Source organism: Geodermatophilus nigrescens (genome assembly GCF_900129495.1).
GTDB lineage: Bacteria > Actinomycetota > Actinomycetes > Mycobacteriales > Geodermatophilaceae > Geodermatophilus > Geodermatophilus nigrescens.
In genome coordinates this window covers 687,438-698,866 of sequence record NZ_FQVX01000003.1, presented here as the reverse complement: position 1 = coordinate 698,866, position 11,429 = coordinate 687,438, and the positions used below count along the sequence as shown (strand labels likewise).

Annotated in this window: 9 protein-coding genes; 2 read left to right on the top strand and 7 right to left on the bottom strand. The window is 74.1% G+C overall.

Features of this window, described 5'->3' with window-relative positions; genetic code table 11:
* Positions 1 to 13: 13 nt before the first annotated feature.
* A complete protein-coding gene (locus BUE37_RS17030) occupies positions 14 to 676 on the bottom strand; it encodes an SGNH/GDSL hydrolase family protein (protein WP_175562908.1) in 663 nt (220 codons plus the stop codon).
* Positions 677 to 845: 169 nt separating this feature from the next.
* Here BUE37_RS17030 and BUE37_RS17025 point away from each other — a divergent pair, with 169 nt between their 5' ends.
* The gene (locus BUE37_RS17025) at positions 846 to 3,050 is read left to right on the top strand and encodes an acyltransferase family protein (RefSeq protein WP_083628801.1); all 2,205 of its coding nucleotides are present in this window, start codon (positions 846 to 848) and stop codon (positions 3,048 to 3,050) included.
* A gap of 206 nt (positions 3,051 to 3,256) precedes the next feature.
* On the opposite strand, the gene BUE37_RS17020 is transcribed toward BUE37_RS17025, so the two are convergent.
* From BUE37_RS17020 to BUE37_RS23970, 6 genes are read right to left on the bottom strand one after another with little or no spacing between them, the layout of a single operon-like run.
* Positions 3,257 to 3,997 carry a glycosyltransferase family 2 protein gene (locus BUE37_RS17020; RefSeq protein WP_073421531.1) on the bottom strand — a complete coding sequence of 247 codons (741 nt, stop codon included), beginning with the start codon at positions 3,995 to 3,997 and terminating at the stop codon, positions 3,257 to 3,259.
* Positions 3,997 to 4,779, bottom strand: a complete 783-nt coding sequence (locus tag BUE37_RS17015) for a glycosyltransferase family 2 protein (protein ID WP_073421530.1) — start codon at positions 4,777 to 4,779, stop codon at positions 3,997 to 3,999. Before BUE37_RS17015 ends, BUE37_RS17020 begins: the two co-directional genes overlap by 1 nt.
* A complete protein-coding gene (locus BUE37_RS17010; protein ID WP_073421529.1) occupies positions 4,776 to 6,998 on the bottom strand; it encodes a lysylphosphatidylglycerol synthase transmembrane domain-containing protein in 2,223 nt (740 codons plus the stop codon). Before BUE37_RS17010 ends, BUE37_RS17015 begins: the two co-directional genes overlap by 4 nt.
* A complete protein-coding gene (locus BUE37_RS17005; protein WP_083628799.1) occupies positions 6,998 to 7,570 on the bottom strand; it encodes an HAD family hydrolase in 573 nt (190 codons plus the stop codon). The genes BUE37_RS17010 and BUE37_RS17005 overlap by 1 nt, the downstream gene beginning before the upstream one ends.
* Before the next feature lie 52 nt (positions 7,571 to 7,622).
* Positions 7,623 to 8,060 carry a GtrA family protein gene (locus BUE37_RS17000; RefSeq protein WP_073421527.1) on the bottom strand — a complete coding sequence of 146 codons (438 nt, stop codon included), beginning with the start codon at positions 8,058 to 8,060 and terminating at the stop codon, positions 7,623 to 7,625.
* The gene (locus tag BUE37_RS23970) at positions 8,057 to 10,438 is read right to left on the bottom strand and encodes a hypothetical protein (protein WP_073421526.1); all 2,382 of its coding nucleotides are present in this window, start codon (positions 10,436 to 10,438) and stop codon (positions 8,057 to 8,059) included. Before BUE37_RS23970 ends, BUE37_RS17000 begins: the two co-directional genes overlap by 4 nt.
* 178 nt (positions 10,439 to 10,616) lie before the next feature.
* Between BUE37_RS23970 and BUE37_RS16990 the strand changes: the two genes are divergently transcribed.
* Entirely contained in the window at positions 10,617 to 11,420 is an 804-nt protein-coding gene (locus tag BUE37_RS16990) for a TIGR03089 family protein (protein WP_073421525.1), read from the top strand.
* The last annotated feature ends 9 nt before the right edge of the window (positions 11,421 to 11,429 follow it).

Below are 11,429 nucleotides of genomic sequence, written 5' to 3'. Positions count from 1 at the left end.
ACCCGTCCGGGGATCAGCCGTCCGCGGCCTCCAGGACGGCCTCCCGCAGGGCCGTCCCGATGACCGCCGCGCCCTCCTCGGAGGGGTGCAGGCCGTCGGTGGCCATGCCCGGGGCGAAGCGGTCCCCCGACCGGACGCCGGCCGCGGAGTCGGCGAACGTCCAGCCCTCCTCCTCCGCGAGCGCCTGCAGCACCGCGTTCGTGGCCACGGCGACGGCGGGCGCCTCGTCGCGCGGGGGCACCGCCGACAGCACGACCCGCTCGACGCCGACCGCCTCGACGATGCCGCGGACGTTCTCGGCCGTCTCGGCCTCCGAGAGCCCCGCCCCCGGGTCGTTGGTGCCGGCGAGCACCACGAGCACGTCGGCGTCCACCGGGCCGACGGCGGCCAGCATGTCGGCCGTCGTGGCGCCGGGGCGGGCCCAGCCGCCGGCGAACACCACGCCGTCGGTGGCCGCCGTCGACAGCCAGGACCCCCGGCCCAGGACGCCCGCGGGCACGTCGCCGTCGGCCTGGGTGATCGAGTCGCCGACCGCGGCCAGCCGGACCGCGTCGGCCGGCGCGGCCGGAGGGGTGTCGCCGCCGCCCGCCGACGTGCATCCTGCGAGGGACAGGGCGGCCGCCGTGATCATCGCGGCCGCCGTCGTGGGACGGGTGTGACGAGGGGTGCGGGACACCCCTGGAGTGTCGCCGACGGGCGCGTCGGACCGGTTCCTCTCAGTACCCGTTTCGTTACATTCGGTCCGTCGGTCGCCGGTGTCGCCGCCGACCTGGACCGAACGGGTGCAGGCGTGGGCCGCCGCACCGGATGCAGGAGTGAGCAGCGTGTCTGGTCGACTGGGGACGATGGATCCGACGACGGCGGGGGTGCCGGAGCCGGCCCTGTCCACGAGCACCGTGCGCATGGCCCCCGTGCCGCCGGTGGTCCCGCCCCGCGACGGCGACACCCCTCCCCCGCCGGCGGCGCCGCGGAAGGAGTCCGGCGTCCGGATCGAGATCCAGGCCCTGCGGGCGCTGGCGATGTCGCTGGTCGTCCTCTACCACGTGGTCCCGCTGCGGGTCCCCGGCGGCTACGTCGGCGTCGACGTCTTCTTCGTCGTCTCCGGCTTCCTCATCACCGCGCACCTGCTGCGCGAGGTCGAGCGGACCGGGCGGGTGAGGCTGGCGCAGTTCTGGGCCCGCCGCGCCCGCCGGCTGCTCCCGGCGTCGCTGCTCGTGCTCGTCGCCAGCGCCGTCGCCACCGTCGTGTGGGTGCCGCAGACCTACTGGCAGGGCTGGCTGCGCGAGGTCGGCGCCTCGGCGCTCTACGTCGAGAACTGGCTGCTCGCGGGCGACGCCGTCGACTACCTGGCGCACACCAACGCCGCCTCGCCGGCGCAGCACTACTGGTCGCTGTCGACCGAGGAGCAGTTCTACCTCGTCTGGCCGCTGCTGGTCGTGGCCGCCGCGTGGGTCGCCGTGCGGGCCGGGGTGCACCGCCGCCTCGCCGTCGGCGTGCTGTTCGGCGCGCTGACCGTCGGCTCGTTCCTGTACTCGCTGGCGACGACGGTCAGCAGCCCGCCCGACGCGTACTTCACCACCCCCGCCCGCGCCTGGGAGTTCGGCCTGGGCGGCCTGCTGGCCCTCGTGGCCGCCACCCCGCCGGAGGGCCGGGAGAAGCTGCGGACGCTGGTCTCCTGGGCCGGCTTCGGCGCCATCGCGTACTCCGCCTTCGCCTTCACCGCCCTCACGCCGTTCCCCGGCACCGCCGCCCTCGTGCCGGTGCTGGGCACCGTCGCCGTCATCTGGGCCGGCGCCCCGCGCTGGGACTGGAGCCCCACCACGCTGGCCGACTTCGGCCCGGTGCGCTTCCTCGGCGACGTCTCGTACTCCGCCTACCTGTGGCACTGGCCGCTGGTCGTGATCCTGCCCTTCGCCCTGGGCCACGAGATGGGCACGACGGCGAAGCTCGCCGTCCTGGCCGCCACCGTCGTGCTGGGGTGGGCCACCAAGGTCTGGGTCGAGGACCCGGTGCGCACCGGCACGCCGCTCGCCCGCCGCGGCAACGGCACCACCTTCCTGGCCACCCTGGTGGCGACCGTGCTGGTCGTCGGGTGCGCCGCGGGCGGCTGGTTCTACGTGCAGTCGGAGGTGGACAAGGCGCGGGCGGCCGCAGCCGCCTACGCCGCGGGCGGCGACCCGTGCTTCGGCGCCGGCGCCACCGACCCGGCCAACGGCTGCGGCGACCCGTACGCCTACGAGGGCGACGCTGCCAACCCGATCTTCGCCAAGAGCGACCTGCCGCAGGGCTTCTCGTGTCTGTCGGTGCTGGCCGAGACCGACGTCGTCACCTGCCGCTTCGGCAGCGCGGACCCCGTCGAGACGGTCGCCCTGCTCGGCGACTCGCACACCGCCAGCCTCTACGAGGCGATGGAGACCGTCGCCGAGCGCAAGGACTGGGCGGTGGTCACCTACATGAAGGCCGGCTGCCCGGCGCTGGCGAGCTCGCAGCTGCCCGCCGTCGGCCAGCCCGCCGAGGAGCGCCCGGCGTGCGGCGAGTGGGGTGAGGCGGCGATCCAGCAGATCGCCGACGACCCCTCGATCAGCCGGGTGTTCACCAGCTACCGCTCCGACGTCTACCGCTACGAGGACGAGTCGGGCGCGCTGCACGCGGAGATCCCGGCCGACCTGGTCGCCGGGTCGCTGCAGCGGCTGGCCGACGCCGGCAAGGACGTGACCGTCATCCGCGCGGTGCCGACGACCAACGGCTTCCACCCCGGCCCGGAACTGGTCAACCTCGAGGCGAGCGCGCCGGACTGCATCGCCCGGGTCAGCGGGACCGACGACCCGTGCGCCGGCCCGCGCGACGTCCGGCTCTCCCCCGACCGGATCGTGCAGGCCGTCGAGGAGCTCGGCGACGACCGCATCTCGGTGCTCGACCTGACCGACGTCTTCTGCGACGAGCAGACCTGCCACGAGCTGATCGGCGGGGTGATCGTCTACTTCGACGGCTCGCACCTCACGGCCACGTTCTCCCGGACGCTGGGGCAGGTCATCGCCCAGCGGGTCTGACCGCGCCGACGCGACAGCGCCCCCGTGCCCACCCGGGCCCGGGGGCGCTGCGCTGTGTCCGCCGGCATCCGTGTCACCCGGCCGGAGGCGTTCCCGCGGGAACGTCGTCGGCCCGGCCCGGACACGCTCCCGCGGGCAAGGCCCTGGACGCGCGGAGGCCCGGTGGCTGGTCGCCACCGGGCCTCCGCGTCGGGTCGTGCGGGAGCTCAGACCGGCAGGCCGGTCTCCTGGTACGCCTTCAGCTCCTCGGGCGTGCCGAAGCAGTAGAAGTCGCCGCGCACGAGGCCCACGCGCCGGCCCGACGAGATGAGCTCGTTGAACACCAGCGAGACGTAGTACTCCGGCATGGCGGCGTCGATCTGCCGGGCCATGAGCCGGTCGGCGGCCTCGAGGAACACCCGCGCCGAGGTGAACGAGTAGACGCCCATGAGGGCGTCGGAGCTGATCGCCTGCTTCTCCGCGGTGCGGACGACGAGCCCGTCGGGGCCGACCTCGGCGAAGCTGTAGCGCGGCAGGACCGACGAGAACGACAGCAGCAGCCCGTCGAGGCTCTGCTGCTCGACGGCGTCGGCGAGCACCCGGAAGTACTCGGCGCTGTCGAAGGCGATGTCGCAGTCGATGATGACCAGCGGCTGGTCGGGGTCGAGCGCGTCGCGGGCCACCAGGCAGGTCTCGACGGCGCCGCGGGTGTCGTGGTCGAGCATGACGATCCGCGCGTCGGGCTGGGCGGCGAGGACCTTCTCGGCCAGCCCGTGCTCGGCGTCGTCGTCGGACCGGACGACGACGGTGACCGTCTGGTCCCCGGTCCACGGGTCGAACGAGCGCAGCGCCCGCTGGAACATCGGGCCGCCGTCGACCTCGATGAGCGGCTTGGGCGTGGTGATCCCGACCTTGCGGAACCGCGTGCCGAGCCCGCCCATCGGCATGAGCACCTGCAGCGTGGTCATCAGGAGACCTCGTCCCACTCGTAGTCGCGGTCCGGCGCCGGCTCCGACGTCGGCCGGCCCAGCCGCCACAGCGCCAGGTTGCGCAGCGCCGTCCGGAAGATGTTCCAGTTGCGCGCGTTCGACACCTGGTCCTCCTCGCGCCAGGTGATCGGCACGTACGCGAAGCGCACCTTGCGGGCCACCAGGTCGAGGATGAGCTCGTAGTTGAACGTCAGGTGGTTCGCGAAACGCAGGTAACGCGCCGGGTCGAGGTCGCGCAGCGCGAATAGATTCAGCCCCGAGCCCAGGTCCTGCAGCGAGCGCAGCGCCACGGCGCTGTAGACGCCGTTGAGCACCCGGTTGCCCCAGACCCGCTTGGCGTCGTAACCGTGCAGCGTCGAGTGCCGGCTGAACCGCGAGCCGAGCACCGTCTGGGTCTCCGGGTGGGCGGCGGCGTGGTCGAGCAGCAGCGTGACCTCGTCGCTCCTCGCCTGGTTGTCGCCGTGCAGGATCACCACGTGGGTCATCCCGGCGGCCCGGGCGTGCTCGAAGGCGACCTTGTGGGTGCCGCCGAGGCTGTTGTTCTGCCGGTTGCGGAACACCCGCAGCTGCGGCAGCCGGCCCGAGCGCCGGTACTCGACCGCCCGCTCGAGGGTGTCGTCGGTGCTGCGGTTGTCGATCACCCAGATCTCCTCGACCCGGGCGGCCACCTCGTCGGTGATCTCGTCGAGCACCCGGCCGATCTGGGGGGCGCAGTTGTACGCCGGGATGGCGACAACGACCTTCTGCGACTCCGGACTCACCGTGCGAGGACCTCCCCGTCCCTCGGCGCATCGCCGAAGACGTCGTCGTCCTGGGCAGCCACGGGCAGCTCGTACTGCTCCAGGAAGCGGTTCAGCGCCTGGATGCAGACGCCGTAGTACTTGAGCACCGTGCCGGGGTTGATCGCCACCCGGTGGGTGAGCATCCGGCCGTAGAAGAGCCCGACGTGGAACAGCACCGCGCGCTGCTCGGCCTGCGACAGCCGCCGCGGCATGACCTCGGTGGAGACGAAGTCGGCGAGCTCGGCGTACCGGGCCGACCGCGCGTCGCGGTAGGTGATCTCCGGGGTGCCGTCGGCGGCGGCGCCGAGGACGACCGGGTCCTCGTCGTCGTTGAGGAACTCGTAGCCGTACAGCAGCGACTGCATGTGCCGGGCGAAGTCGATGACCGGGCCGCGGATCTGGTTGTCGTCGGAGGGGTCGATGACCAGCACCCGGTCGGTGGGCAGGTCGACGAGGATGTTGTCGACCGTCAGGTCGCCGTGGATGTGCGACGACGCCCGGAAGGTGGCCAGGTCCTCCCACGCGGCCGGGTTGGCCTGGATGCGGGCGAGGATCCGGTCGAAGTTGTCCAGCTCGGTGCCGTTGACGACGATCCGGTCGCCCTTGAGCGCCTCGGCCAGCGCCGGGTGCGACTCCGCGGCGGCGCGCACGCGCAGCACGAACCGCTCGGTGACGTAGTCGTCGCGCAGCTCCGGCCGCGCCTCGAGCCCACCGAGCCGGTAGACCCGCGAGTACATGTAGTCCCAGACCTCGGCGAGCTTGGCCGCGCCCTCGGCCAGCGGGTTCTCGTGCACGTACTCGTGCAGGGGCACGCTGCTGGGCCGGTACTCGAGGTCGATCGAGTAGTGGTCCTCGGCGTGCTCCTCGCGCAGCACGGTGACCAGCTGGTCGTGGTCGGCGCGCTCGGCCAGCCAGTCGTGCTGGTTCTTGAGCCGGTGCGCGTACTCGGTGGGCACCATCTTCTTCACGAACAGCTCGCCCGAGCCGTTGGTGGCCAGCAGCGTCACCGCGTTCGACCCGCCCTTGAAGAAGCGGACCAGGCTGACGTTGCCCTTCACCTCCAGCCGGTGCATGACCGTGCTCAGGTGCTGGCGCTGGAAGTAGGCGTCGAGGAAGTGCGTCATCGACCCGGAGATGTCCTGGTCGCGGCCGAGCTTGTTCACGTACCGGTCGGCCGGGGCGAGCTCGGCGCCGGCCAGCGGGTCGCTGGTGCGCCGCGCCCAGTTGACGAACAGCGAGACGACGGCGACGACGATCACCGGCACGTTCACGACCGCCCAGGAGGCGGCGGCGAACAGGAGCACCTCGGAGCCGGACAGGCCGGTGCTGCCGGTGACGAAGTCGCGGATCCCGTCGGCGTAGGAGCCGGGGGCGCCGTTGCCGATGCTGGGGCTCACCACGCCGGCGGGCGCCGCGGTGGTGATGACGGCGTCGCGGCTCGACAGCGCCGGGAAGACGACGGCGACGGTGACCGCGGCGGCGGCGACGTAGCAGGCCCACGAGGCCAGCGTCAGCACGCCGTAGCGGGCGAGCTGGCGGCGCTGCCGCAGGAACCGCTGGAAGCCGAAGATGACCGACCACAGCTTGAACCGGGCCCGGTTCTCCAGGTCGGTGTTGAGCCACGCCGTCATCCGCCAGGCCAGCCGCATGAGGGTGGCGTTCTCGCGCACGAGCGCGGCGAACGAGCCGATGAGCACCAGCGAGACGACCAGCGCGGCGACGGCGGCGAACGGCACGATGCCGGCGATCGGGCCGCCGAACAGCGCGATCACCAGCAGGAACGCCACCGAGACGAGGACGACGTCGATGAGCCGCTCGAGGACGACGGCCATCAGCGTGTACAGCCAGCTGATCCGCAGCGTCTTCGCGACCAGGTAGGAGCGGACGACCTCGCCCACGCGCAGCGGCCAGACGAGGTTGAACAGGTAGCCGATCGACAGGTGCCGGAACTGCCCGGCGAGGCTGCCCCGCCGCACGTTGTCGATCGGCACCTTGGTGCGCGCGGCGCGCAGCACGTGCCCGCCCAGCTGCACCGCGGCGGCCAGGCCCAGCAGCGCCCAGCCGCCGCCGGACAGGCCGGAGACCAGCCGGTCGGCCAGGTCGGTGAGCGAGCCCCAGGTGAGGACGACGAAGCCGGCGAGCGAGAGCAGCGCGACGACGATGAGCGCGAGCCGGCCGCGCGAGTAGCGGAGAGCCATCAGAAGTGCGGCACCTTGAGGACCATCAGCCCCGCCGCGAGGGCCGCCTGGCGCCCGGTCTCGGAGTCCTCGAACGCCAGGCTCGCCGACGCGTCGGCGCCGAGCAGCTCCAGCGCCCTGAGGTAGCCCTCCGGGTCGGGCTTGCTGCGGGTCACCTCGTCACCCCACACGACGACGTCGAACAGCGGCGTCAGCCCGTGGGTGTCGAGGATCTGCCGGCCGTTGCCGGACTTGGCGGTGCTCACCAGCGCGGTGCGGTGGGTCGGGGCGACCAGCCGCAGGAAGGCGATGAGCGCGTCGTTGGCCGAGGTCTCGTGCAGGACCTCGGCGTAGAGCCGGCTCTTGGCCGCGCGGATCGTGTCGACGCCGCTGGGGTCGATGCCCGGCAGCAGGTCCGGGATGAAGTCGCGCGAGTCGCGGCCCCAGGTGCCGGCGAACTGCTCGGGCGTCAGCTCGTGGCCGGACTCCGCGAACGCGTCGCGGTAGGCCGCGTAGTTGGCCTCGCGCGTGTCGACGAGGGTGCCGTCGAGGTCGAAGAGCAGGGCCTGCACCGACCCGCCTGGACGCGTCATGCCGTTCGGTCCCCCCAGTGCGTCGGTCCCGGTGCCCGGTCGTGCTGCCACCTCAGGCCCCCGCCCCGTCGCGCGCCGGCTCCCGCTCGGGCTGCGGCGCCGGGCGGCCGCGGAACAGCAGCTTGCTGGCGACGAAGTTGGCCGCGAACGACGGCGGCAGCGACACCAACTTACAGACAAAGGCGTCCCACCCCGTGACGTCGTGCAGGAGCTCGATGAGCACGGAGAAGACGACGATCGAGGTCGCGTACCACCCGACGAACAGCGCGAAGGTGGTGCGCGAGCGCTCGGCGGCGAAGGCGTACTTCGTCACGAACAGGTAGACGACGACCACCGCGCAGGCGGCGCTGACCACGTTGGCGACGCCGGGCGAGGCGCCCAGCCGCACGCCGAGGGCGAAGACGCCCAGGTCGACGGCGAGGCCCAGGCACGAGCCGAGGAGGAAGCGGAGGACCTGCCGGAGCAGGTGCCGCACGCGGCCGCCGCTCACCGGCGGGCCCCCCGGCGGCCGGCGACGACGGCACCGGCGGCCGCCAGCACGATCAGCGCCGACCCGGCGAGGGCGGCGGGCACGACCGCGCCGGCACCGGCTGGGGCGTAGGCCAGCTCGAGGCGGCCGCCGTCGATGCCGGCGGGCAGGTCCACGGCGAGCGCGGCGCCCTCGACCGTGGTCACCGGGAGCTCCTCGCCGTCGAGGGTCGCCGTCATGCCCGGGTAGTACGGGATCCGGGTGGCCAGCGTGCCGCCCGCGTCACCGGTGGAGACGACGTAGGTGTCCATCGGGGCGTCGACGCGGGCGAGGGTGGAGGTCCAGCCCTCCTCCGAGACGGCGACGTCGCCGGTGACCGCGGTGACGCGGCCCGGGAGCCCGTCGGCGCGCTGGTAGCGCAGCCACGTCTCGTTGGCCGCGACCTGGCGCCAGCCGCCCTGCGCGAAGTGGTCGACGACCTCCTGCGGCGCCTCGGCCGACAGGAGCACGACGTCGGAGGACATGAGGTCCAGCCAGGTCAGCCCGGTGTCGCCGGCCGGGGCGAGCAGCTCCGCCGGCTCCGAGCAGGTGGCGCCCCAGACCGAGCGGCACCAGTGGTCGTTGAGCGCGGCCTGCCAGACGGCCAGCGAGGCGTAGCCCGGGCGCAGGCCGGCGATGACGTTGCCGCTGCCGTTCACGACACCGTCGGACCAGCCGCGGTCGCCGTCGAAGCGCCAGGTGACGACGGTGAGCTGCTCGTCGGGCGCGACGGAGGCGGCGCGGAAGTCGGCGACCGTGGTGCCCACGTCGCGGCCCGGGTCCAGCGCCCGCAGCGGGGCGCCGTTGCTGTCGGGGTTGCCCTTGATGACGTCGTCGCGCTCCTGGACGGTGACCATCATCTGCTCGCCCAGCGGGAAGCCGCAGGCGACGGCGAGGACCAGGACGACGCCGGCGAGGGCGGGCACCGCCGGACGGGCGCCGGCCCGGCCCTCGGTGGAACGGCCGGCGGTGGCGGCGGAGGTGGTGGCGGCGGTGGAGCCGCGCAGCACGACGACCAGCGCGGCGAGCGCCACGAGCGCGACGACGAAGGCCAGCGCGTGCCACTTGACCAGCACGGGGGCGCGGGAGAAGGCGAGGGCGGCCTGGGCGGCGGCGATCCCGCCGGCCAGCGCGATCCGCCGGCGGGTGAGCACGGGGGCGGCGGCCAGCGCGATGAGCACCAGCAGCGGCAGGAAGACCTCGACGTAGACGAGGTAGCGCACCGGGTAGCGGAAGACCGACACCGTGGTGGGCAGCTGGGTGGCGACGACGGCGGCGGCCCACACCAGGCCGGCGGTCAGCACGCCGGGCCGGTGCCAGGCGGCGCGCCAGTCGACCAGCGCGGCGGCGGGCAGGGCCACCAGCATCGTGGCCATGGCCGGGACCAGGCCGATGGTGCCGGTCCAGGCGTTGGTCTGGCCGAGCAGCGTGGTGCCGCCGAGCAGCACGTCGGCGAGGTTGGGCACGCCGAAGCCGGCGTTGCCGATGAGCGGGTCGGCGCCCTGGCGGCCCATGACCTCCGACAGCTGCAGGGTGGAGACGAAGGTGGGCAGCGCGACGACGAGCCCGCCGACGGCGGCCGCGACCCGCGACAGCGCGCGGGCGTTGATCAGCGCCGCCTTCCAGGAGCCGTACTCGCGGCGGTACTCGACGAGCTGGCCGACGATGACCAGGCCCGCGAACGGGAAGGCATAGGGGTTGCCCGAGGTGAGCAGCGCCCAGGTGGCGAGGCCGGTGCCGAGCACGCCCACGGCCGAGCGGCTGCGCAGGCCGGCCCACAGCCACGGCAGGCACGCGGTGGCCCACAGCAGCGGCCACCAGGAGCTGCCGTACCAGACGAGGAAGCCGCTGGAGCCGATGCCGACGGCGCCGGCCACGGCCAGCGCGGGCCGCACGCCGTACTGCAGCAGGACGACGACCGCGCCGGCGCCGAGCACCAGGATCATCCCGGCGCCGTAGGCCCAGGAGATCGCCAGGAAGTCGCCCGAGCGGCCCACGACCGCCTGCACCAGCCAGTGCAGCGGGTCCAGCGCGCCGTACTGCATGTCGGCGACGACGTTGCCGCCCATCCCGAGGTCGGGGTCCATGAGCGGCGGCCGGCCGCCCTCGAGGTTCTGGCCCAGCCACCAGGTCATGGGGCCGAACTGCGCCTGCGAGTCGTCGAACCAGAAGAAGCGGGGCGCCCAGTGGCGGACCAGCAGCAGCTGCAGGCCCTGCGCGACGAGGTAGGCGGCGAGGGCGAGCACCCAGGTGCCGGCGCGCGAGCCGCGCGGCGCGCGGGCCTCGCCGGGGGTCCGGTCGGGCACCGGCGGGGTCTCGCGGTCGAGGACGGCGGCGCGGGAGCCGGTGTCTGCGTTCATGGGGTCTCGGCCTTCTCGTCCGACGCGGGCGGCCTGACCGGCCGGGCCCGCGGCACCGAAGGCGCTCCCGTCGGGAGGCGGGCCCGACCGGTGCTCGTGGGGCGTTCCGGGAGCCGACTGTATCCGCGCGCGGACGGCCCCGGGGCGAACCGGTCCGGTCCGGTGCCACCCTGTCCCCGTGCCTCCCACTCGTCCCACGGACCCCGCCGGGCTGCTCGCCGCGGCGCTGCGCCGCGACCCCTCCGCCCCCCTCGTCACCGCCTACGACGACGCCACCGGCGAGCGCGTCGAGCTGTCGGCCACGACGCTCGCGAACTGGGTGGCGAAGACCGCGAACCTGCTGCAGGACGAGTTCGACGTCGGCCCGGGCAGCACGGTCGCCGTCGCCCTGCCGGTGCACTGGCAGACCGCCGCGGTGCTGCTCGGAGTGTGGAGCTGCGGCGCCGCGGTGCTCGACACCGCTGCGGAGGACGACGGCCGCCTCGACGCCGCCGACGTCGTCCTCGCCGCGCACGACCGGCTCGCGCCACTGGAGGAGCAGGACCTCCCCGACCTGATGGGCCTGTCGCTGCACCCGCTCGGGATGGGCATGACCGGGTACGCGGGCCCGGCCCGCGACTTCGCGCTCGAGGTGCGTGGGCACGGCGACGTCTTCACCCCGTACCAGCAGCCCGACCCGGCCTCCCCCGGACTGTCCGCCGGCGGCCTGCAGCTGTCCCTCGGCGCGCTGGCCGGGGCCGCGGAGGAGCTCGCCGGGCGGCTGGGCCTCGCGGCCGGGGACCGGGTGCTGGTCGACGAGCGGACCGCGGAGGAGGCCGGGCCCGTCGCCTGGCTGCTCGCGCCGCTGGCCGCCGGGGCCTCGCTCGTGCTCGTGCGGCACCCCGACCCGGCCGCCCTGCGCGGCCGGGCGGAGGCCGAACGGGTCACCGCTACGCTCGGCGTCCGGATCGAGGGCATCCGCGAGCTGGGCCGGCCCGCCTGAGGCGGCCGC

Bases quoted from the DNA above. Each gene is read 5' to 3' on its own strand.
- BUE37_RS17025 (WP_083628801.1), top strand. From the start codon at position 846: ATGGATCCGACGACGGCGGGGGTGCCGGAGCCGGCCCTGTCCACGAGC.
- BUE37_RS17020 (WP_073421531.1), bottom strand. From the start codon at position 3,997: ATGACCACGCTGCAGGTGCTCATGCCGATGGGCGGGCTCGGCACGCGG.
- BUE37_RS17010 (WP_073421529.1), bottom strand. From the start codon at position 6,998: ATGGCTCTCCGCTACTCGCGCGGCCGGCTCGCGCTCATCGTCGTCGCG.
- BUE37_RS17005 (WP_083628799.1), bottom strand. From the start codon at position 7,570: ATGACGCGTCCAGGCGGGTCGGTGCAGGCCCTGCTCTTCGACCTCGAC.
- BUE37_RS23970 (WP_073421526.1), bottom strand. From the start codon at position 10,438: ATGAACGCAGACACCGGCTCCCGCGCCGCCGTCCTCGACCGCGAGACC.